Origin of the sequence: Sorangium sp. So ce406, from assembly GCF_051474675.1 — a bacterium.
Classification (GTDB): Bacteria; Myxococcota_A; Polyangia; order Polyangiales; family Polyangiaceae; genus Sorangium; species Sorangium cellulosum_G.
Window position 1 is genome coordinate 10,149,165 of record NZ_CP150340.1, and the last position, 22,449, is coordinate 10,171,613.

At 71.3% G+C, this 22,449-nt stretch carries 16 protein-coding genes and 1 pseudogene; 9 read left to right on the forward strand and 8 right to left on the reverse strand.

What is annotated here, in order from left to right; all coding sequences use genetic code 11:
- Positions 1–85: 85 nt before the first annotated feature.
- A complete protein-coding gene (locus WME96_RS38080; protein WP_437292445.1) occupies positions 86–328 on the reverse strand; it encodes a hypothetical protein in 243 nt (80 codons plus the stop codon).
- A 6-nt stretch (positions 329–334) separates the two neighbouring features.
- Here WME96_RS38080 and WME96_RS38085 point away from each other — a divergent pair, with 6 nt between their 5' ends.
- Positions 335–796: a hypothetical protein gene (locus WME96_RS38085; protein WP_437292397.1), complete on the forward strand. Its 462-nt coding sequence runs from the start codon at positions 335–337 to the stop codon at positions 794–796.
- On the forward strand, positions 793–2,019 hold the full coding sequence (locus tag WME96_RS38090; protein WP_437286470.1) for a multidrug effflux MFS transporter: 1,227 nt from the start codon (positions 793–795) through the stop codon (positions 2,017–2,019). The genes WME96_RS38085 and WME96_RS38090 overlap by 4 nt, the downstream gene beginning before the upstream one ends.
- 15 nt (positions 2,020–2,034) lie before the next feature.
- On the opposite strand, the gene WME96_RS38095 is transcribed toward WME96_RS38090, so the two are convergent.
- Positions 2,035–2,661, reverse strand: a complete 627-nt coding sequence (locus tag WME96_RS38095; RefSeq protein WP_437286471.1) for a hypothetical protein — start codon at positions 2,659–2,661, stop codon at positions 2,035–2,037.
- 181 nt (positions 2,662–2,842) lie between these two features.
- Positions 2,843–3,229 (reverse strand): hypothetical protein, encoded by a 387-nt coding sequence (locus tag WME96_RS38100; protein WP_437286472.1) that lies wholly within the window; start codon positions 3,227–3,229, stop codon positions 2,843–2,845.
- 897 nt (positions 3,230–4,126) lie between these two features.
- Here WME96_RS38100 and WME96_RS38105 point away from each other — a divergent pair.
- Entirely contained in the window at positions 4,127–6,013 is a 1,887-nt protein-coding gene (locus tag WME96_RS38105) for an APC family permease (protein ID WP_437286473.1), read from the forward strand.
- Positions 6,014–6,113: 100 nt separating this feature from the next.
- On the opposite strand, the gene WME96_RS38110 is transcribed toward WME96_RS38105, so the two are convergent.
- The 3 genes from WME96_RS38110 to WME96_RS38120 form a co-directional block, all read right to left on the reverse strand.
- On the reverse strand, positions 6,114–7,073 hold the full coding sequence (locus WME96_RS38110; RefSeq protein WP_437286474.1) for a gluconeogenesis factor YvcK family protein: 960 nt from the start codon (positions 7,071–7,073) through the stop codon (positions 6,114–6,116).
- 45 nt (positions 7,074–7,118) lie between these two features.
- Entirely contained in the window at positions 7,119–8,135 is a 1,017-nt protein-coding gene (locus WME96_RS38115; RefSeq protein ID WP_437286475.1) for a DNA methyltransferase, read from the reverse strand.
- Between the two features lie 97 nt (positions 8,136–8,232).
- Positions 8,233–8,646 (reverse strand): hypothetical protein, encoded by a 414-nt coding sequence (locus WME96_RS38120; RefSeq protein ID WP_437286476.1) that lies wholly within the window; start codon positions 8,644–8,646, stop codon positions 8,233–8,235.
- Positions 8,647–9,017: 371 nt separating this feature from the next.
- Here WME96_RS38120 and WME96_RS38125 point away from each other — a divergent pair, with 371 nt between their 5' ends.
- Complete coding sequence (locus WME96_RS38125) at positions 9,018–9,782, forward strand: hypothetical protein (protein WP_437286477.1); 765 nt, start codon at positions 9,018–9,020, stop codon at positions 9,780–9,782.
- A gap of 117 nt (positions 9,783–9,899) precedes the next feature.
- On the opposite strand, the gene WME96_RS38130 is transcribed toward WME96_RS38125, so the two are convergent.
- Positions 9,900–11,285 carry a serine/threonine-protein kinase gene (locus WME96_RS38130; protein ID WP_437286478.1) on the reverse strand — a complete coding sequence of 462 codons (1,386 nt, stop codon included), beginning with the start codon at positions 11,283–11,285 and terminating at the stop codon, positions 9,900–9,902.
- 269 nt (positions 11,286–11,554) lie between these two features.
- Here WME96_RS38130 and WME96_RS38135 point away from each other — a divergent pair, with 269 nt between their 5' ends.
- From WME96_RS38135 to WME96_RS38145, 3 genes and pseudogenes are all read left to right on the forward strand, one after another.
- Positions 11,555–15,571, forward strand: a complete 4,017-nt coding sequence (locus tag WME96_RS38135) for a protein kinase domain-containing protein (protein ID WP_437286479.1) — start codon at positions 11,555–11,557, stop codon at positions 15,569–15,571.
- A gap of 561 nt (positions 15,572–16,132) precedes the next feature.
- Positions 16,133–16,945, forward strand: a complete 813-nt coding sequence (locus tag WME96_RS38140; RefSeq protein ID WP_437286480.1) for a hypothetical protein — start codon at positions 16,133–16,135, stop codon at positions 16,943–16,945.
- Between the two features lie 264 nt (positions 16,946–17,209).
- Positions 17,210–18,165: pseudogene (locus tag WME96_RS38145) on the forward strand (zinc-binding dehydrogenase).
- A gap of 228 nt (positions 18,166–18,393) precedes the next feature.
- On the opposite strand, the gene WME96_RS38150 reads toward WME96_RS38145, so the two are convergent.
- Positions 18,394–19,314, reverse strand: a complete 921-nt coding sequence (locus WME96_RS38150; RefSeq protein WP_437286481.1) for a transposase — start codon at positions 19,312–19,314, stop codon at positions 18,394–18,396.
- Between the two features lie 458 nt (positions 19,315–19,772).
- On the opposite strand from WME96_RS38150, the gene WME96_RS38155 reads away from it, so the two are divergent.
- Together WME96_RS38155 and WME96_RS38160 are read left to right on the forward strand one after the other, a co-directional pair.
- Positions 19,773–20,285: a hypothetical protein gene (locus WME96_RS38155; RefSeq protein WP_437286482.1), complete on the forward strand. Its 513-nt coding sequence runs from the start codon at positions 19,773–19,775 to the stop codon at positions 20,283–20,285.
- Between the two features lie 210 nt (positions 20,286–20,495).
- Positions 20,496–22,394 carry a hypothetical protein gene (locus WME96_RS38160; RefSeq protein WP_437286483.1) on the forward strand — a complete coding sequence of 633 codons (1,899 nt, stop codon included), beginning with the start codon at positions 20,496–20,498 and terminating at the stop codon, positions 22,392–22,394.
- Positions 22,395–22,449 lie beyond the last annotated feature (55 nt).

Below are 22,449 nucleotides of genomic sequence, written 5' to 3' on the forward strand. Positions count from 1 at the left end.
AAACGACGACGGTCAGGCCGCCGCCGACCCGCCGAAGGCAGAGTTTCCGGCGCGAACAGCCGCCTTGGCGCGCCCGTACCCGCGCTCACCGTGCGCCCGCGCTCATCCAGGATGGTTTGATCCTCTCCTCCGCAGGGGCCAGATAGAATTCGATCTCGTCATTGCCCGCGGGACGTTTATCGACGGCAGCGGTCAACCCCGTTACGTGGCGGACCTGGGAATCCAGAATGGCAAGGTCGAGGCCATTGCAGGGCCAGGCGCGCTCAGGGGACGTCCGACGCTCGACGCCGGCGGGCTCGCCGTCGCGCCCGGCTTCATCGATGTTCATTCGCACATCGACTGGCACCTTCCCTTGCCGTACCACGAGGACATCCTCGCGCCGATGGTCGCGCAGGGCATCACGACCGTCGTGGCAGGCAACTGCGGCCACTCCCCTGCCCCGGTCACCGACGCGTCGATCCCGCTGGTGGAGCACGCCGCGGAGATCTTGAAGGACGGAGATCTCGCCTATCCGTGGCGCTCGATGGGCGAATTCCTGAGCGCGCTGGAGGGCAGATTTCGTCGTGTTCGATCCGGCCACGGTCGCCGACAACACCACGCCCGGGCGCGCCGACGCGCCGCCTTCGGGGATCCGCACCGTCCTGATCACGGGCGAGGTGGAGGCGCAGGACGGGGCGCTGACGAGCAGGACGCGGCAGGGGCGCCTCCTGCGCAGGTCGTGAGGCGCCGGCGCGCTCGACGAAGCGTCACTGGCCGAGGGACGCTGCCGGCCCCAGATCACCCGCTCCGACCATGACGTTGAGCCCGCCCTCCACGCGCAAGAGCCCCGGTTTCCTCGCCCTCATCCTCGGCGCGCTCACGGCGCTGGGCCCGCTCTCGATCGACATGTACCTGCCGAGCCTGCCGACGCTGCAGCGGGAGCTCGGCACCACCGCGTCCGCGGTGCAGCTCACGCTCGCGGTCTACTTCGCGGGGCTCGGTCTGGGGCAGCTCGCCTACGGCCCGCTGACCGACCGGTTCGGCCGCAAGCGCCCGCTGTACGTCGGCCTCGCGCTCTACGTCGTCGCGTCGATCGGGTGCGCGCTCGCGCCGGACGTGCAGTCGCTCATCGCGCTTCGCTTCCTGCAGGCCGTGGGCGGCGCCGCGGGGCAGGTCGTGACGCGCGCCGTGGTCCGCGATCTCTACGGCGGGGCCGCGGCCGCGCGGCTGCTGTCGCTGCTCATGCTGGTCATGGGGGCCGCGCCCATCCTGGCGCCGACCCTCGGCGGCTGGATGCTCCTCGTCGCGGGCTGGCGGGCCATCTTCGCGCTGCTCGCCGCGCTCGGCCTCGGCTGCCTGGCGCTCATGGCCGTCGCGCTCCCCGAGACGGCGGTCGCGCGGACGCCGCGACTCGAGCTCCGGGTGATCGGCGCGCACCTGCGCGAGCTCGCGCGGGATCACGGCTTCGTCGCGTACACGCTCGCCGGCGCCTTCGGTCAGGCGGGCATGTTCGCGTACATCTCGGGGTCGCCGTTCGTGCTCATCGAGCTGTTCCACGTCTCGCCGCAGCACTACGGCTGGATCTTCGGCGCGAACGCGTTCGGCCTCATCGCCGGCGCCCAGGTGAACCACCGGCTGCTCGGGCGCTGGTCGCCGGCGTGGCTGCTCGCGCGGGCGACGGCCGCGACGACCGCGGTGGGCGCGGTGCTCCTCGCGGTCGCGGTCAGCGGCTGGGGAGGGCTCGCGGCCGTGATCGCGTCGCTGTTCGCGTTCATCGCGAGCCTCGGGTTCGTCGGCTCCAACGCGACGGCGCTGGCGATGGAGGGCCAGGGCGCGCGGGCGGGGCTCGCCTCGGCGGCCCTCGGGTCCACCCAGTTCGCGATCGCGGCCGGCGCGTCGTCGCTGGTCGGCCTCCTGAACGACGGCACCATGCGGCCGATGGCGGCCGTCATGGTGGCCTGCGCAGCGGCCTCGTGGGCGGCGGGCGCGGCGGCCCGGCGGCTCACCCCCGCGCCGGTCTCTGCCGGGGCGGCCGGGTGAGCTGCGGCGCGGCGCTCACACCGCCTCCGCCCGCTCGGCGAGCCACGCCGGGTATCCCTTCGAGATGGAGGCCTCCAGCCGGAGATCGGGCTGCTCCGCGAATACCGCCCGGCCCACGCCGTAGAGCGCCTCGAGGAGCGTCTCGGGCGGACCGAACGCCTCGAGCCCCAGCGTCCACGCGGCCGGCGCCGCGCGCCCGTTGCCGTCCACGACCTCGACGCGGGTCAGCTCCACGGCACACCCGGCCCTGGCGCGCGTCCCGTGCGTCACCTCGGCGACGCGGCCGCCGGACAGCTCGAACACCCGTACCCGGCGCTCTTTCCTGAGGAGCGTCCACCCGCGCCCGCCGTCGTCGGCGTCCGTGGACCCGTGCGACACCTTCGTCCACCGCTCCAGCTCGCCGAGGATGGTGGGAGAGAAGTGGACGGGGCCGAAGGCGCACACCCGGAACTTGGTCTCCAGGCTCGTCGCCCCGCTGGCGCCGCGCTCCTTGACCCCGAGGTCGGCGCGCTGGAGGCGCAGGTAGCGGTCGGTCCGCGGCGGCTCGGAGGACGCGCGCGCGAACCACGACGTGAGCCGCTGCGCCCGCGCGTCGTCGGCGGGCAGGAACCAGCGGACTTCGATGCTTTCCCCGATGATCATGGCGCCCTCCTGACCCGTGCGCTGGCGGCGCGCGCACCCCCGTCTCTGTACCAGAGGACGGAGACGCGTGCGCCGTCGGCGCGGCGGAGGCCGGGTCAGGGCATGGTCGGGTCAGGCTGCCCCGCCGGAAGCCCCTCGACTCCCGGCAATCGACCCTGCGTGCGCGCCGTTCCCCGCGTGCTCAGGCCCTCGACGACGCCCGGAACGAATCGGTCACGACCTTCTTCGCGAAGTCGATGATCTGATCCTTGGGCGCGTTCTGGATCGCGTACTTGACCACGTAGCCGCCGGCGAGGAGGGTGAGCTGGCGCAGGATCCTCGAGCTCGCGAGCACGCCGATCGCAAACGCCGCTCCGCCGATCGCGATCGGGACGATGTACGGGACGTCCTTGACCTTGCCCTGGATGTCCTTGGCGAACTTGAGCAGCGAGTCGAGGCTCATGCCGCCGTCACCGCCCTGCGCCTGCTGCGAGCCGGACTCCTGCGAGCCGGACGGCTGCGAGCCGCCCTCGTAGATCCCGTTCCTGTACTCGCCCGAAGTGTACTGGTCGTTACCGATGGTGGTCATAGCGCTCTACCTCGTCCTGAAGTGATCGGCCTCTGAGATGGCGATAGCTCCCGGCCTCATGCGAAGCACATACCAATCTGGAAGATCGCACCGGCTGGCGCCCGGTAGCGGCCTCATCCCGCGCCGCTCGCTCCGACAGCAGGGCAACCGCGTGCCCGGCCGCGACATCGACGATGGGGCAACTTGGTTATACGTGGCAAATGATCCCGCCTCAAGGCGCCCGGCCCGCCCTTGCTGCGCTCGACGAGCACAACGGACAGGCGACGGAGGGGACGTCACCGCGGGCGCGGGGGCGGACAATGCGGAGCCTGAGACGGCGCGGCCGCGCCCAAGGGACGCACACAAAAAACGTAATTAACATTACATTTTGATACTCCTGGGGCGCCGGAGTCGGTGAGAGGTGGACACGGGTGTCCGCGAGAGCTGGAGGCCGCGTCCGTGAGAGTGAGGAGACCGGAGTCCGTGAGATGGACGTGGCGGTCGGCCAGCGCCGGAGAGACAGGGCGCGATGTCGGCGAGGAGGCGAGAGGGACAGGCCGCGAGGTGGACGAGGGTTGCAAGCGAATCTCTCCCGCGTCGGTGGACTCGTGACACCGCGCGCACGACCGCGCGTGTCGGTGCTGCGCGCGGATCGCGCTGGTGCACGCGCCGCACGCGCGGACGAGCGCGATCTACGCGCATCGATCCCCTCGGAGCGCAGGAGAAGCTGTCGTCGGGGTTGCCGCGCTTTCGGTCGGTGCCGCCCGCTCGCCTGCGGTAGCGCGCTGCTCGATCCACTTTGCTTCGACGTCGAACAAATTTCCTCGCGCGATGCCGGCGCGGTGTGCATGCCGTGCCTCCGTTCCATGCACGCAGGGGAGCTCGCCACGGCACACGCATTGCTGAACCGCGGGGCGCATGTCCCTCACGACGATCCTGTTCGGTCGGCGGCTGGCTTCGGATGAGGAGGAGAAGGAACAAATAGGACCGTTCTCCGGAATCCCGGTCCTCGGCCTCGATGCGCTCGCCTCCGCGTCGTACGGGCCCGAGGCCGCGCTGACGGTTCTTCTCCCGCTCGGCGCGTTCGGCCTCCGCTACATCGTGCCGCTCAGCGCCCTCGTCATCGCGCTGCTCGTGATCGTCTACGTCTCGTACCGCCAGACGATCGAGGCGTACCCGAACGGAGGCGGCTCGTACATCGTCGCGAAGGAGAACCTCGGCACCACCGCGGGCCTCGTCGCGGCGGCGGCGCTGCTCCTCGATTACGTGCTCAACGTGGCGGTCGCTATCTCCGCGGGCGTGGGCGCGCTCGTCTCCGCGGTGCCCTCGCTCCTGCCCCATACGCTGGGCCTCTGCCTCGGCGTCCTCGTCCTGCTCACCGCGGCCAACCTTCGCGGGCTCCGCACCGCGGGCCTCGTGTTCATGGCGCCGACGTACGCGTTTCTCGGCTGCCTGTTCGCGGTGATCGCGATCGGCGTCGGGAAGACGATCTTGCAAGGAGGTCACCCGGCGCCCGTGGTCCCGCCGCCCTCGCTCCCGCACTCGCTGGGCATCGCGAGCCTCGGGCTGCTCTGCCATGCCTTCGCGAGTGGGTGCACCGCGATGACCGGCGTGGAGGCGGTGAGCAACGGCGTCCCTGCCTTTCGCAAGCCGAGCAGCGCGCAAGCGCGCCGGACGCTGTCGTACATCGTTGCCTCGCTCGGCATCCTGCTCGCCGGGATCGCGATCCTCGCGAAGGCCTATGGCATCACCGCCACCGAGCCCGGCAAGACGGGCTATCAGAGCATCCTCTCGCAGGTGGTGGGCGCGGTCGTGGGGCGCGGCCCGTTCTACTACGTGACCCTGACGGCCGTCGTCGCGGTGCTGATGCTCTCGGCGAACACGAGCTTCGCCGACTTCCCCCGCTTGTGTCAGCTCCTCGCGATCGATCGCTTCCTGCCTGAGCCCTTCATCCACCGTGGCCGGCGCCTCGCCTTCTCCTACGGCATCGGCGTGCTCGCCGGGCTCTCGGCGATCCTGCTCGTCGTCTTCCAGGGGATCACCGACGCGCTCATCCCGCTCTTCGCGGTCGGAGCCTTCCTCGCCTTCACGATGTCGCAGTCGGGGATGATCGCGCACTGGTACAGGGTCCGCGGCAAGCACTTCCGGCTCCACCTCGCCGTCAACGCCACGGGCGCCACGGCCACGGCCGTCACGCTCGTCGTCATCATCGTCTCGAAGTTCACCGAGGGAGCGTGGGTCTCGGCCCTGCTCGTGATCGCGGCCTTCCTCATCTTCCGCGGCGTGCGGAGGCACTACGAGCAGCTCGACCGGGCGGTCGGCGTCCACGAGCCGATCGACCTCACCCCGCCTCCGCCGCCGATCGTGGTGGTCCCGATCCGGCGCTGGGACCTCGTCTCGCAGAAGGGTCTCCGCTTCGCGCTCCAGCTCTCGCCCGAGGTCTACGCGCTCCAGGTGCTCCTCGACGATCCTCGCATCGAGGACCTGAGCGGCGAATGGCACGACCTCGTGGAGGAGCCTGCCGCCAAGAAGGGAGTCGCGGCGCCACGGCTGGTGGTGGTCCGATCCCGCTACCGACGGCTCTTCAGGCCGCTGCTCCGCTTCGTCACCACCATCGCGCGCGCTCACCCCGACCGGCAGGTGGCGGTGGTCGTGCCGGAGGTGGTCGAGCCACGCTGGTACCATTACCTGCTCCACAACCACACGGCGTCGATCCTCAAGTGGCTACTGCTGTTCCGGGGCGGGAAAGGTGTCGTGATCGTCAACACCCCCTTCCATCTGGACGATTCGCCGAAGGCGGCCTGAGCATCGAGCAGGGTAGCGAGGGCTCTCCCCGGCGTCGGGGCGCGCGCGGTCGAGGAAGAAGATGCGGGGCTCGTTCACGAGCGCCTGCCCCCTCAGGGCCTCACCACCACGACCTTTCCCGGGCGAGCGACACGATCGCCGCCGAGAGCTTGTGCGGATCGTGGCGGATCAGCTTCCCGCCCGACAGCAGATCGGCCGGGACAAGGAGGTCGGACGGCAGCGGCCTGTCCGGCGAGGTCACGACCGGCTCGGAGCCGGTCGACGCGTACTCCCGGAGGCTCGCGGAGGGCCAGACGTCGTTGAACAGCACCGCGTCGAGGCGGGCCTCGCCGAGGTACATCGCGATCGTCCCCACGAAGTCCTCGACCGTGTAGCCGGGCGTCTCGTTGGCCTTCGTCATCAGGTTGCATACGTACAGCGCGCGCGCGCGGCTCGCCGCGATCGCCTCGCGCACCCCTTTGACGAGGAGGTTCGGCACGAGGCTCGTGTAGAGATCGCCCGGCCCCACGATGATGAGATCGGCGTCCGCGATCGCCTCGAGCGCCGCTGGATACGCCGCCGCCTCCGGATCCAGATAGACCGAGAGCACGGGCGCATCGAGCATGTCGGAGAGGTTGTCAATCGACGCTTCCCCGCGGATGGTCCGGTCGTTCTCGAGGTGCATCACGAGATCGACCTGGTCCATCGTGACCGGGAGGACGCGGTTCTTGACCGAGAAGATCTCGTGCAGCCGCTCGACGGTGAGCGGGAGCGAGCCGGTGAGCTCCTGCACCGCGGTGAAGATCAGGTTCCGCAGCGTGTGCCCCCCGAGGCTCCCCGAGCGGAAGCGGTGGCTGAGCAGCTCCTTCAGCGCGTCCGGGTGCTCGGACAGGGCGACGAGGCAACGCGTGAAGTCACCGGGGGGCAGCAGCCCGTACTCGTCCCGGAGCCTGCCGGAGCTCCCGCCCGAGTCCATCATGGTCACGATCGCGGTGATCCGGGCGCTCAGGTCGCGCAGGCCCGTGAGGAGCGTGTAATGGCCCGTCCCCCCTCCCACGGTCACGATCTTCGGCGTCGCCATGGTGGAGCAGGCTACCATGCGGAGCAGCGGCGCCGACACCGGCCGTCACGCGGCCGAGATCTCGGCAGGCGGGCGCGGCGCGCACTTCGCGAGGCGGCTCGACGCGACCGCGTGGTAGCGGGGCGCGATCTCGGCGCTGTAGCAGCGCCTCCCCGCGCCGAAGGCGGCCACCGCGACCGAGCACAGCCCGCCGAACGGCTCCCAGACCACGTCGCCTGGATCGGAGGACGCGCGGATGATGCGATCGAGCAGCTTGAGCGGCTTCTGGTTGCCATGCACCGATCGGGTCTCTTCCTTGAAGCGCTCCGGCCCGCGGACCGCCGGCTCGTGCCACACGTTGGTCACCCCGACATCGCAATGGAACTTCGCGCGCAAGCTCGCCCATTCATGGCCGGTCAGCGGCCGCTTGCCGTCGATCGAGAAGTAGGGTCGCCCCTCGGGGCGGCCGTGCGCGTTGGCGAACGCGACGAGCCCCTCGAACGCCGAGGCCGGCGGGTAATACCAGAGGTGGCACTGCGTGAAGTACTTCCTCGTGGCGGCGTTCTTCACGCCGCACGCCTCGTTCGTGTGGCGCAGCGGGAGGCCCGAGCGCTCCCACTCGCGCCGCAACCAGGCCTTGAGGGGCAGCCGCGCGCCGCCGGACTCCAGGAGGACCTTGCGCACGTACTGCACGCACACCTCGCTCACCACCGGGAACTTGCGCAGGGTCCGCGTGTTCGCGTTGCCCGCCACGTGGGCGATGCCCTTGTCCCAGACATGGCAGCTCCGGTAGTCCCAGCCGTGCTGTTCCAGCAGCGGGTGCACCGTCGCCCAGCCGATCTCCGTCCCCCAGAACCAGAGGGTGGCCGACGGCAAGGCGCGCTCCGACCAGGCGGCGACGTGGGGCGCGTACCACGCGGCCAGCCCCTCGTGCGTCGGCGGATCGCCGGGAAACCCGGAGACGCCGTAGGCGCCGTCGGAGACGATGACCGTGGGCCTCGGCCAGGAGGCATAGTGCTCCAGCGAGTCGCCGAGCGTCAGGACGGGGTGGAGGTCGGTCGATGCGCGCTTCGTGGGGGGCACGCGGCCATCCAATCGAATTGCGCGGATCTGTCAACAAAACGGCGGAGCTCCGCCCCGGCGAGCCGGCGCCGGTCGGCGCGGCAGGCGCGCGCGAGCCTCACCCCCTGCCCTCCGGGTAGAGGTGCTCGACGAGGGCCTCTGTGAGGTCGTCATAGAGCTCGCCCTCTCCCTCCATCCGCCGGAAGTGTTCTGCCGCCTGGTCGTACACGTAGCGCACGATCGTGCGGGGCTGGCCGTGCTTCTCTGCCGTCATCACCATCGCGCCGATATCGCGCTGCCACTCGACCGCGATCTCGGCGTTGCGGGGCGGGCGCTGCAGACGGAACTTGCCGGCGCTGTCGCGCCACACGCGGAGGCCGGGCATCGCGTTCTCGCCGGTGAGATCGCGGGCCAGCCGCTCGACCATCTTCAGGCCCTGGCGGTTCAAGAGCGCCTCCCCCGAGGGGGAGATCTTCTCCTGAAGTGTCTTCGCGAGCGCCTGGAGCTTTTGCCGACCGCGTTCTTCCGACATCCGGCGACCGTACCACACCGCCCCGCCCACCGCCGCGCCGTCCGAGCTCACCTCGGTCGCCGCCGGGCCATGCGCCCGCGGTGGGCGCGGGCGTGCGGCTCTATGACGGCGTGATCGCATGTCGCCCGGAGGAGACAGGCTGAGGAAATGGAGGGAATCATGTTCGAATAGAGCCGTGTAAAAATCGAGTATCGCTGTCAGAGAGCGATTGTAGAGCTCGTACGACCGGCGTATGTTCGGCAGCTTGGTGCGCGACTTCGCTTCGCCGGAGCTCCGCCGCGACGCCCGCGGAGCCATCGGCTGACGGTGTGACCATCCCTCGCGGAACCATCGACTCCACACGGGAGGAAAACATGAATGCAATGAAGCGCATGAGCTCACGATCCGTTGTTCACGCGCTCCCGGCCGTCATCGGGGCGGCGCTCGCCCTGCTCGCGCCGCGCCCGGCGCAGGGCCAGTCGTACGAGGAGCCCAGCCATTTCTACTGGGCCGACACGCTCGTGGACAACATCGCACCAGAGGACAACGAATACGGAGGCGGCACGACGTACGTGAGCTGGGCAGGCATCGGAGGAGCCACGGCGTACCGGAGCCGCAGCCTCTGCGCGTCCTTCGTGACGCACGTCCTCAGGCAGGCCTATGGGCTCTCCACGTACCAGATCAATACGTGGTTCGGCAGCATGAGCCCCAACGCCATCCTGTACCACGACAGGATCATCGAGGAGGTCGGCTTCGAGCAGGTCCTGACGGTGGGCCAGATCGAGGCGGGCGATGTCATCGCGATCGAATATCCGGCGGGGAGCTCGGCCACCGGGCACGTCGCCATCGCGGCGGGCGCCGCGGTGCCGCGCCCGGCGACCTATCCGCTCATCGCCGGGACGATCCAGCACGATCTTGCCGTCCTCGACTCGAGCACCACGGGCCACGGGTTCACGGACACCCGGCGAAAGGCCGACGGCTCCTGGCACGCTGGCGTCGGGAGGGGCGTCATGCGCCTCTATGCGAATCTCAACGGCTCGATCGTGGGATATTCCTGGAGCGCTCAATCGGGCTCGACGTACTACGCGAAGCAGGTGCGCGATATCGTCATCGGCAGGGTCACCGAGCCGTATATCGCGCTCCCCTTGCCGGAGTAGCGGCGAGCGCTGCCTCGCGTCGAGGAGACCGCCAGGGCGCGAGGAGCGCCAACCGCCTCTCCTGGCTCATCGCCCCGGGCGTCCTGGCGATTCCGTCGATCGCGCCCCGGCGCCGCCTCAACGCGCGCGCGACGCGTCCGCGCGGCGCGTCACGCGGCGGAGCGCCGGCGTGCACTCCAGCAGATCCGCGTCGAGCTCCAGGCCATCGAGCATCGCGTTCGTCGCGGTGACGCCGGGCAGCTTGCTCTCCGGCGCCCACGCCGTGACGTCCATGAGCTCTCCGCCGACGACCTCCGACGAGCGCATCAGCGCCTGGCCCGCGTGCAGACAGAGGTTGACGTGCACCCTCGCGTCGCGCCCCTTGCGGTGGCAGAGCTCGCGCTCCAGCAGCAAGGCGGCCTCGACGATCTCCCGCCGCGACGCCCGGTCCGGGAGCTCCGGGGCGTCAAGCTCCCGGAAGCACAGCAGGGTATTGCCCGTCTCCAGCGCCGCATGAAAGCCCCTCGCGGAGAGGAAGCGCGACGCGAGCGGCAGGACGTCATCCATGTCGGCGAGCAGCGCGTCGTCGGGGTCCTCCATCGCGCCGCGATCGGCGAACACCTCGACGTGGATCGCGCCGATCCGCCGCTCCTCCTGGCTCCCGGGCAGCGGCAGGACGCTCTTCCGCCCCGCGGCCACGGCGTCGCGGAGCCCCTCGATGAACTCCGCCGCTGTCCGGTACCTCATGGCGGGATCCTTCGCCATCGCGCGGAGCACCACCGCGTCGAGCTCGGGGCCCACGGGCGCCTCGCGGCTCGGGCTCGGCGGGTGCACCCAGAGGTGCATGTGCAGGAGCGTCGCGAGCGTGGAGTCGAGGAACGGGAGCTTGCCTGTCAGCATGTAATAGGCGAGCGCGCCGAGCGCGTACACGTCCGTCCTCGCATCCGCGAGCTGCCCCCGGATCTGCTCCGGCGCCATGCACGCGGGCGTGCCGAGCAGGTGGGTCGGCGTCGTGATGCCCGGCCCCGCGTCGTCGAGGACCTTGGCCACGCCGAAGTCGAGCAGGACCACGCGAGGCGCCCCGCCTTCCTCGGCGATGAAGACGTTCGATGCCTTGAGATCGCGGTGAACGATCGCGCTCTTGTGGACCGCCGACAGCGCCTCGCAGACGGGCTCGAGGATCTCGAGAGCGTCCTCCGGGGAGAGCCTCCCGCGAGAGACGATGTACGACTGGAGATCGACCCCGCTGAGGAGCTCCATCGCGAAGAACGGCCGGCCCCCGTCGAGCTCGCCGCAATCGAGGATCCGGATCACGTTGGGATGATCGATGCGCCGGATCGCCTGGATCTCGCGCTCGAAGCGCATGACCGCCTCGCGGGTGAACACGAGCTCCGGGTGGAGCACCTTGACCGCCGCGCGCTGGCCGCTCTCCGCGTGCGCTGCCCGGTAAACGACGCCGAAGCTGCCGTGAGCGATGCTCTGCTCGACGAGATAGTCGCCTACCCGGCTGCCGGGGGGGAGCATCTGCGGGCGCCCCGACGAGGCGGGCGCTCCGCAGGTCTCGACGCAGAACAACGGCCCGCCGGCGGTGTCGTCACACGCCCTGCTGAGCCCGGCGCTCCCGTCCGACGAGGCTTGCGGAGGCGCACCGCCCTGCGTCAGGACCAAAGAGCGAACGGTCTCTTGCCACACCCTCGCGGAATAAGCACACCTCGTTCCATCGAGGTGGTCCGGGTGGATGAGGTGCTCGTCCAGCGCGTCGGACGGGGTAAGCTCTTGCCCAAGGAGGCAGCTTGCCCCGCTGTCCGCTCTGCCATCGCCGCGTTGCCGGCGCGAAGCCCTGCCCGCGCGACGCCTGGCTCCCGCCGAGCCGCACCCCCGACCCGGCGCAGGATCCCGCGCCGTCGCTGCCCGGCCTGACGCCGCTGAGGGTCCTCGGCGCCGGCGGCTTCGCGACGGTGTGGGAGGCGGCGCGGGCGGGCGGCGGCGAGCCGGTGGCGCTCAAGGTGGGGCGGTGGGCAAGCCCGACCATGGCGGAGCGGTTCCGGCGGGACGCCGAGGCGCTCGAGCGGGTGGGGCCGCCGCACGTGCCCCGGATGCACGAGCACGGGGCGCTCGCCGACGGGCGGCCGTTCATCGCGATGGAGCTCGTCCGCGGCAGGACGCTCGCCGACGTGCTCGCGGACCTCGAGGCCCCGCCGGCCGCCGCCGACGTCGTGGCCACGGCCGCGGCCATCCTCGAGGCGCTCGAGGCGGCGCACGCGAAGAGCGTGATCCACCGCGACCTGAAGCCGGAGAACCTCCTCGTCGCCGAGGGCGGACGGCGCCTCGCGCTCCTCGACTTCGGCCTGACGAAGCACGCGCGCGCGCAGGAGCCGCGCGGTGAAGACGGCCTCACGGCCCGCGGGACGATCGTCGGCACCCCGGAGTACATGGCCCCGGAGCAGATCCGCGGCGATCCGGTCCAGGACGAGCGCACGGACATCTACGCGTTCGGCGTGATCCTCTACGAGCTGCTGACGCTGCGGCTCCCGTTCGCCGGCGACCGGGGCGAGATCGAGCACGGGCACCTCACGCTGCGCCCCCCTCGCCCCCACGAGTTCGCGGCGGTGCCCGAGGAGCTCGAGAGGCTCGTCCTCTCCTGCCTCGCGAAGGAGCCCGAGCGCCGCCCGCGCGACGTCGTCGCGCTGCGGGGCGCGCTCGCGCGGGCTTGCCCGGCCGACGCGCAGCCCGCGCCGAACGCGCCGCCCGCGCGCGGCGCGCTGCTCACCGAGGGGCGGCAGCCCGCGGTCGTGCTCGTGGCGGAGGCGAAGAGCGCGTCCGCCGTCGTGATGGGCGCCGTCGCGGCGCGCAAGGGCTTCGTGGCGCGGCAGCGCGGGGGCCGGCTCGTGTGCGTGTTCTCGGGCGTCGACGCGGACGATCCGGTGAGCGCCGCGATCGCGGTCGCCCGTGAGATCGAGGAGCGGCACGCGGGGCGCGCGGCCGTGCACATCGCCGGGCTGATCGTGCGCCGCAAGGAGCAGGGGCCGCCGGCGGTCTACGGCGCGCCGGTCGAGCAGCCGGACGCCTGGATGCCTCCCGGCGGATGGGGCGGTGTCGTGCTCACCGCGGATCTCGTGCGGGCGCTGCCCGAGGGCGAGCTCCGCGGCGCCTCGCGCGACCCGGCGCTCTCGCACGCGACGGGCGCTGGGTTTTACCGGCTCGCCGCGCGGTCGCAGCACCCGCCGACCCCGACGAGCGCCGCGCCGCTCATCGGCCGCGACGAGATCGTCGGCGCGCTGGCGGTGAGCATGGAGGCGAGCATGTCCAGCGCGAGCCCTGGCCTGTTCACGCTGATCGGCGAGGCGGGCCTCGGCAAATCGCGCCTCACGGACGAGGCGGCGCTGCTCGTCCTGCGCATGCAGGAGCGGGCGCAGGTCATCGCGCTGCGCGCGGCGCAGCCGCTCGCGGGCGTGCGCGCGTCGAGCGAGCTGCTCGCCCGCGTGCTCGAGGCGGACGTGGGCGCGCCGCCCGCGGATCCGCGGGCGTTCTGCGCGGAGCGGCTCGGCGAGGAGCTCGCCGAGGAGGCGTGGAAGGCGGTGGCCGCGGCGCTCGGGTGGATGCCGCCGGAGCAGACCGGCGCGTCCTCCTGGTCGCTGCGGCAGAGCACGATGCGGGCGATCGCCGAGGGGCTCCGGCGCCGCGCGCGCGAGGCGCCGGTCGCGGTCCTCCTCGACGACGCGCACTGGGCCGACGACGCGGCGCTCGACGCGCTCGAGTTCGCGACGCTCGACGCGCCGGGCTGCCCTCTCTGGGTGGTCGTGGCGGCGCACCCGAGGTTCGAGGACATGCGCCGGAGCTGGGGCGCGCGCGCCGAGCGGCACGATCGCGCGGCGCTCGGGCGGCTCTCGGAGCAGGACGCGATGAGGCTCGCCGCCGCGCTCCTCTTGCCCGCCGAGTACCCGCCCGAGGCCGCGCTCCGGCAGCTCGCGCGCTGGTCCGGGTACAACCCCTCCAGCCTGACGGAGCTCGTCCGCGCGCTGAAGCGCGCGGGCGTGGTCCAGCAGCGCCCGACCGGGGCCTTCTACGTGGCGACCGCCGCGCTCGATCAGCTCCCGCCGCTGCCGGTGTGGCAGTGGCTCGCCGCGCGCCGGCTCGACGCGCTCTCGCCCGAGCTCTCGGCGTGCGTACGGCTCTGCTCCGCGCTCGGGCCCGACTTCACGCGCGAGGAGGTGGAGGAGATCCAGGACGCGATCGACCAGGCGGGCGGGGCGAGCACGCCGATGGACGCCGGGGTCGGCCTGGGCGCGCTGTGCGGGCTGGGCCTGCTCGTGCGCGGCGAGCGCGGCATCCACGCGTTCGAGAGCGCGACGTTCCGGGATGCGGTCTACGACGGGCTCGCGCCCGCGCAGCGCCAGGCGATCCACGCGCACGCGTTCGCGTGGTGGCGGGCGCGCGTGGATCCCCGCGCGCCGGACCGGCGGGGGCTCGCGCACCTGGCGCGGCACGCGGCGGCGTGCGGCGAGCGCGCGCCGGCGGCCGCGGCCCACCTGGCGCTCGGCGATCGGGCGACGGCGAGCCACGACAACGTCGAGGCCGACCAGCGCTACACGGCCGCGCTCGCGCTGCTCGAGGAGGGCGACGCGCGACGGCGCGCGCACGCGCTCGCCGGCCGCGGCAAGGCGCGCTACTGCCTGCACCGGATCCCCGAGGCGCTCGCGGATCTCGCGCTGGCGCGGGAGCTCGCGCGGGAGCTCGGCGACGGGCGGCTCACCGCGGAGCTCCTGTTCGAGGAGGCGACGGCGCTCGATCACGCGACCGACTACGCGACGTCGGCGGCGCGCGCGTCGGAGGCCCAGGCGATCGTCGAGCGCCTCGGCGATCGGACGCTGGAGAACCGCCTGCTCATGGCGCTCGGGCGCTCGTGCTGGCGGCAGCAGCGGGTGGCGGAGGCGATCGAGCTCCTGGACCGCGCCTCGGCCGGGGCCGCGGCGGAGGGCGACCAGGAGACGCGGGTCATCGCGCTCTTGCTGCTGGCGATGGCGCTGGTGATCGCGGGCCGGCTCGGCGACGCGGAGGCGCGCTTCTGCGAGGTGATCGCGCTGTCCAAGGAGATGAAGGACCGGCTGCACCTCTGCTCGGCGTACGCGAACCGCGCGTACCTGTGGGCCGCCCTGAGCGCGCCGGAGCGCGGGCTCCAGGACCTGAGCCGCGCCGTGGAGCTCGCGCGCGAGATCGGCAACCCTGGGCCGGAGCACGTGGCGACGCACAACCTCGCCGAGCTGCTGCACTGGTGCGGGCGCGAGGACGAGGCGCTGGCGCTGGCGCGCCGCTCGCGCGTGCTCGACGAGCGCTTCGGGGAGCGCGCGGCCCCGGACGACGCGCTGCTCATCGCGCGCATCCAGGCGGCGCGCGGCGAGCTCGGGGAGGCGGCGCGCCTCGTCGCCTGGGTCGCCGACCGGTGCAGCCCCGACGCGTCGGCGCCGGCGCCGTATGCGCTGTTCCGCATGCTGAAGCTGGTGCTCGCGGCGGAGGCGCGCTGGGGCGTGGCGGAGGAGGACCTGGAGGACGGCTGGGACGCGCTCACGGGCTTCGCGGAGCGCACCTTGCCGGTGGAGGAGCTGCTCGAGGTGCTGTACTTCCACGCGCGCACGGCCGCCTCGGCCGGGCGCCACCAGGAGGCGTCGGCGGCGCTCGGCAAGGCCAGGCCCGTGCTGGTCGCGTGCCGCATGTGGCAGCCGCGCTTCGAGGCGGTGGCGGCGCTGCTGCCGCGATTGCCTGAGCCGGCGGACGGCGATGCGCAGGACGGCGCGCTGACGCAGAGCGAGTGACGAAAGCTGCGCGCGGGTGAGCGTCTGGAGGACGGTGCAAATCGCCTCAGCGTGGCGGGAGCGTGTCGCGGCGTAAAAGTTCCGTTTGGGTGATCCAGGGGGAGAATGCGCGGCGAAATCACGCAATGGGACGGGGGGTGGATCGGCCGGCGTTCAGGCTGAGGCATTTCGCCTCAATGCTGGGGAGGAGGGCGGGGGAGATGCCTCTGCGGCGCTGAACCGAGCTCAGCCTTGCCGAGGTTGCCGAGCTCAACCTGGGTGTACCCGGATCGGCCTCGGTCCAGCGGGCGCAACCTGGGTGCGGAGCGGGCGCAACCTGGGTGCGCCGAGCCTGGCGGCGGACCGGCAGTTCTGGGCCGGCGGCGTTCAACCTCGGTCGGGTGGGAAGGGGCGGGCGTCGTCAGGCGTGGCCCGACGATTGCAGGAATCGCGGAAAACCCCTCGGCACTCGAAAAGAGAGGCGACCCCATGAACTTCAGCGCGCGACGAGCTGTCCTTGCGATTCCCTGCCTTGCCTTGTTCGGCTGTGCGTCCAGCGCCGATCCAAGCTCCGAGGAGGCCGTGGGCACCTCGGAGGAGGCGATTGTCTCGACGAACCGCCTCTCGATGAACCGCCTCTCGATGAACCGCCTCTCGATGAACGGCCTCTCGATGAACCGCCTCTCGGCCGACGGCAGGAAGCTGGCCACGACAGACCTGCTGCTGGACGAGGATGGTCGTGAGCTCCTTCGCTACACCATCGGCTGCGCGCTTCCCGAGGGGCAGTCGCTGGTCGGCACGGTGAACTCGACGACGTATCGTTTCGACGGGAGGATCGGCCTCGCGCCCGACTGGTTGCGCGGCCCGCTCCCCGAGAAGGCGCAGCGCTGGGTGACGGCGTGCCTGCTCGCGCACGTGAACGGGTACGGCGTCGAGGTGGCCATCTCATTGCGCGGAAGGAATCCAGCGCTGGCCACGGACAGCGCGGAGCGGCGCGCCTATCAGCAGGAAGAGATCTCCTTCTTCGGCAACGTGTTCCAGCCGCTCGGCAAGCGCGACGAGCTTGGCGACATCGGCTCGCGGATGTATTCGTGCGGCGGCTCCTTGCTCCAGCTTTCGTGCGCTGACGACGCGAGCGCCTTCGCACCGGAGCGGACGTGCGCGTCGAAGGCCGACTGCAGCCTCAGCTTCCTCGGCCCGTGTCGCGACCTGACGAACTTGAAGACCAGCGTGTGCAAGGACGTCTCCCTCGAGGGTTACGGGGGCTGTCAGGCCCCGACGACCGTCATGGCGGGCAAGTCCGGGATGACCCGCTACGACGAGGTCGTCACGGTCTTTCTGCAGCGGCCTGATTTCTCCGCCTTCTATCCGCTCTGCACGCCGCTGTTCCCGTGAATGCGCCCGCCCGCTGCGGCGGGCAGCCCTGCTCGGCGGCGCGGCGCATCTCGCGCGCGGGCCTCTCCTGAATCCACCGAACCGGGGCACGCGCCCCGGCACCGAGCACGAGGCTCCCCCGTCAGCCAGGCGTTCGCCCCGGTTATGGGCTTCCAGGTCCTGCGGCTCGGCGCGTTGCGAGCGATTACGTGGGCCGATGCCGCATAGAGGCATACCGGTTGCAGACACCTCGCCCCGGTCCCACGGCGTAGGTCAGGAGGGCGAATGAAGGCGCTGGTATTTCACAGCCCGAAGCGTGTCAGCGTGGACACCGTCGACAACCCGGTCCTCGTGCGGGCGACCGATGCGATCGTGCGGGTGACGAGCACGGCCATCTGCGGCTCGGATCTGCATATTACAATGGGGTCTTTCCGCAGGACTCGAAAGGGGGCGGGCTCTTCGGCTATACCGAGCTTTATGGCGGATACGCCGGCGGTCAGGCAGAGTATGTCCGTGTGCCGTTCGCGGACGTGGGGCCGCGCAAGATCGACGCCAACGTGACGGACGAGCAGGTCCTGTTCCTGACCGATATCCTCCCTACCGGCTACACGGCCGTGGATTGGGCTGGAATGCAGGGCGGAGAGACGGTGGCCGTGATCGGCTGCGGACCGGCGGGCATCATGGCGATGAAGTGCGCCTGGCTCCGCGGCGCGGCGCGCGTGATCGGTGTCGATCGGGAGGAGTACGGGCTGGAGAAGGCGCGCGACGTCGCCTCGGCCCAGACGGTCAACGTGGAATCGCGCGTCGCGCTCGAGTTCATCCGGACGGCGACGAACGGTCGCGGCGCGGACATCTGCATCGATGCTGTGGCGATGGAGGCACACCGGACGCCGCTCGAGAAGATCTCCAACGTCGTTCACGGTCAGATCGGCTCATTTGTCGCGCTCAAGCTGGCCGTGAGCGCGGTCCGCCGGGGCGGGATCGTCAGCGTCGTCGGCGTGTACGGCATGCCATATGACAACTTTCCACGCGGGCAGCTCTTTGACAAAGGCGTGACCCTGCGCTTCGGCCAGGCTCCTGTCCACAAGCACGTGGATAAGCTCCTCGGATGGATCAAGGAGGGCAAGCTCCGCGCCGACAACATCATAACGCATCGGCTGCCGCTCGCGGAGGCAGCCCGGGGGTACGACCTCTTCAATGCGAAGAAGGAAGGTTGCGTGAAGGTCGTGCTCAAGCCCTGATCGAGCACAACAGAGACGCGCGAGGAGCCGGGAGGGCGACGCTCATTCTCCGGCACATCGCGCACACGCAGCCAGGCAGCTGCATGACGCGCAACCGAGGCGGCTGCACGCCATTCTCAGGTCACAACCGTGCACACGAACGCAGCGCGCCGCGACGCTCGCACTCGAATCGCGCTCCAGTGTTCAGATCGGCATTCGCTCGCCTCGCGGCGTGCCAGCTCGACCGATTTAGAGAACAAGCACGGCGTCGCCGACGGTCGCGCCGTGGAATACGCGCATCCACCACGTCTCTGCCGGGAATACCGCGCCACGCAGACCGGCGCGCCATCGCTCGAGCGCTTCGCGATACGCCGTGCGAAACGCTCGTACAGCAGCAGACGCGATTCTTCGTACGTCGGCATGTCCTCTTCCCACCGCGAACGTGGGATTGAAGCCGCGTGACGGCTCGAAGGACGCAGCTCGATCGTCAGGCGAGATCATGCATACGCGGTCCGGTCCGAGGAATCGATGCCCCTTGCGGTGCATCGCGGCGCGTGCCTCCGCTTCCTGCCGCCCGAGCTCTGCACCCACCTCGCGGCGGAAGACGTCCGCGTCATCCTCCGCTACGGAAGGCGGAAGCGTGAGCGCGATGGCAGCGTCCTCGGGCCATGCTGGGTTGCTCGGGTCGAAGTAGACGTCGGGTCGCTTCGCCCGCAGCACGCCGCGACCGAGCTCGCCGACGAGGACCTTCGCCCCCGGCCACTCCCGCGCACGTCGCACGAGTCCCGCCCCCACCGGATTCGCCAGGGTATAGGAGATCTTCTCCACGAGGGCCGCTCGTGTTATAAGCCGGACCGCGCTCGTCGCTTCGTGCCCCCATACCGGGCCCTCCCATGCTCGGATCGCCTTGGTTCCCAGCGCCACGAGGCGGTGAAAAAACTGCAGGAAACGCGGGAGCACGCCATCTACGTCTGTGACGACGATGTGCAGGTGCGTGGACATGGCGCATAACGCGTGCACGCGAATGCCATAACGCTTGGCCGAAACCGCGAGCGCATAGACGATCAACTGAGTCATCGCCGCGTCAGGTCGGAAGAGCAGATGCCGACGCAGCGCGCGTCGCGTGAGGAGATACGTGGCACCGGCGACAACAGGGCGAGGCTGGCTCATGGCCGCCCATAGTGCCAAGGGCGTGCCGGGGTCTCGCGCGAATCATTTCGCATGGTTGGCGCTGAGAGGATCTGGCGGCCGCCACCCCTTTCCGCCACTTCCGCCAGTGAGCCCCCCCGCAGAGCGGGTGGAGAGCGAGCAACGTCTCGACGGTGCGCTCGCCGCCCGCTGCTGAGAAGGGTTGTGGGGCAGGCAGGCGCACCGGGACGGCAGGACGGCAGTCTCCCCCGGTCGAGTGACACCGCGAAGGGCGGTGGCGTCCCCACGGGAGCGACCGATTTGTACGCAACGTAGGTCAGGTCTTCAGGCAACCTGGGTCAGGTCCAACAAGGCCCTCACCGTGGGCCCGCCGTTTCCGGTTGACATCTGGCACGGCACATGGATCAACCACATTGCGCGCGTTCATGGTTGTCGATCTCGTGCGATGCTCTCGCCCGCCATGCTGCTGGAGACCTTCCATGCACCGAACCCTCCTCGCCCAAGGCCTTGTGCTCTCGCTCTCGCCGTTCGGGTGCTCCACCAGCCCGAAGCTCCCCGAGGCCTACGGCAAGGCGGTCGTGACCGTGGACGGCGAGGCGTTGGTCCTTGACACGGGCGATGACGGCAAGCAGCCTGTGCCCAGATTCGACGACGGCTGGGACGTCGACTGCTCTCTCCTCAATGGAGAAACCAATCTGGAGCTGGTCGACCACTCGAAGGGCAGGAGGGGCTTCTACTACCTCGATCTCCACCTGCTCGGCAGCAAGCGCAAAGGCGGCGACGCTGCTGTCGTGAACATGCGAATGTACGTCGACGATGATCTTTTCTATGGCTCTTGTCCGGCCACGCTCCGGACGTCTCAGCAAGAGCCCCACGAATGCGATTTCTCTTTCTCCGACTGCGGATTGCATCTGCTCGGGAGTGCCCAGGACGTTGTCCCGGCGCGCCTCGAGCTCGCGTCATTTCACTTGAAATGGTGCTTCGTCCAGTGAGTGGCTCGCTCGCGATGTGCGCGAGGTGAGCTCCGCTGGCAGGGCGGCGCCGCTCGCCCGAGCGACGCCGCCCCGCGCGCGCGGGTTGCCCGCCACGGCGCGAGGCGCTCACTGCGGGCGCCGGGCCAGGCCTGGGCGCGACGACGACGCGGGGATCGATCCCGAGGCGGCGCTGGCCGGCGCGTCGGCCCACGGGTACACATCGAGAGCATGGCGGATACGTCTCCCCGGCGAAGGTTCAGCGCCGCGTTCGCTCGCTGGTCTCGGCGCGTCCGGCGGCGCCTCGCGCTGGAGCTGATCCTCACCGGCGCCGCCGCCGGAATGGTGCTCGGCGCGGCAGGGGCAGCGGCGGCGTGGCAGGCGCGGCACGGCGCGCTTCGCCCCTGGATGGCGGCGGGCGGGCTGCTCGGTGCGGCGGCCGGCGCAGCAGCGGCGCGGCGGCGGCGGTGGTCTGACCCGAACGTGGCGTTGTTCCTGGATGGCAAGCTCGGCTCCTCCGAGTCGATCTCGACGGCCGTGGAGCTCACGGCGGCGGAGCGCACCCAGGTTGGCGCGCCCCGGGGCGCGGCGGCGGAGCGCACCCAGGTTGGCGCGCCCCGGGGCAGCGCCTCGGCGGCGCAGGAGGTCGTGCTCGCCCACGCCGCAGCGGCGCTCGAGGGCGCGACCGCGCAGCAGGTCCGCGCGCCCCTGTGGCGCCCCTGGCACGCCGGCGCGCCGCTCGCCGCGGCCGTCATCGGTTACCTCAGCTGGCTGCCGCTGCCGCCTGCCCCAGCGGCAGCCGCGCCCCCTCCGGGGGCCGAGCAGGTGCGCCTCGCCGAGATCGCCGGGCTGGAACGGGTGATCCAGCTCGCCGAGATCGACGCCCGGGACGCAGCGCAGCGCGAGCGGCTCAAGAAGCTCGCCGAGGACGCGAACGCGCTCCGGCAAAAGCTCCGGAGCGGCGTCGAGCGCCGCGAGGCGCAGGCCGACATCGGCAGGCTCCGCGACGCGATCACGGCCGAGCGCCTGTCGCTCGGCGAGGGCGAGCAGCGCCAGGGAATGGAATCGGCGCTCGGCAAGCTCGGAGAGGATCCCGAGCTGAGGCGCGCCGCGAAGGCGCTCGGCGACCGCGACCTCGTGGCGTTCGACGAGGAGATGGAGCGGCTCGCGAACAGGCTCGAAAAAGACGACCGCGCGCGCGCCAGGAAGACGCTCGAGGAGGCCGCCGAGGCCGCGAAGAGGGCCGGCGCCCCCGGCGTGGCGAAGGCGCTCGAGGAGCAACGCAAGCTGCTGGATCAGCGCGGGGAGCAGGCCGACAAGCTGCGGGAGCTGGCCGAGGCGCTCGGCGAGTCCCTCGGCGACGAGGGGCGCGAGGCGCTCGGCGACCTCGGCCGGACCGGGAGCGACAGGGACGCGCGGCGGCTCGCAGACAGCCTCGAGAAGGCGCTGGAGAAGCTGAGCCCCGAGGAGCGCAAGCAGCTCGCCGACCGCTTGAAGCAGCAGATCGCGAGGTCCCCTGACGGCGCGCCGGGGGAGCCCACGTCGGACGAGCAGATGCGCCAGCTCGCGCGGCAGCTCGCGACGCCCGAGGGCCAGCGGCTGCTCGAGGAGCATCTGCGCCGGATGGCCCAGGAAGGAGGCCCGAGGAGCGAGGAGTCGGAGCGCCAGCGCGCCCTCGACGATGCGCAGCGCGGCGCGGACGAGGCCGAGGGGCAGCTCGGGGGGACGCCTCTTCCGATGCCGGTCGCGGGCGGATCGAGCCCCTCGGGCCGCGGCAGCGGAGGTCCCGGCCAGGGCGGGCAGCAGGGCTCGCCGGCTGGCGGCTCCGGCAACCGAGGGCCCGCGCAGCCAGGCCACTCGGAGGGGGGTGGGCCGGGCAGCCACGACGGGCAGACCGGCGCGATCGCCGGGGGCGAGCTGCGCTCACGCGCCAGCGCGAGGCTCAACCCGGGACGACCGATGCCGGGGATCGTGATGGGCCGGACCGCAGGGCGCGCCGGGGACACCGCCAACGTGCAGGGCGAGGGCGCGCTCGGCGTCGTGGGTCCTCAGGAGATCGGCGGTGTCGAACGAAGCGATGTCCCCGAGGAGTACCGCGAGCAGGTAGGACGCTACTTTCAACCACGGTGAGGCGACGAGCGGGAAGCGCGTGGCGGAGCGTGCCACGCGCTCCGATGACCGGGCT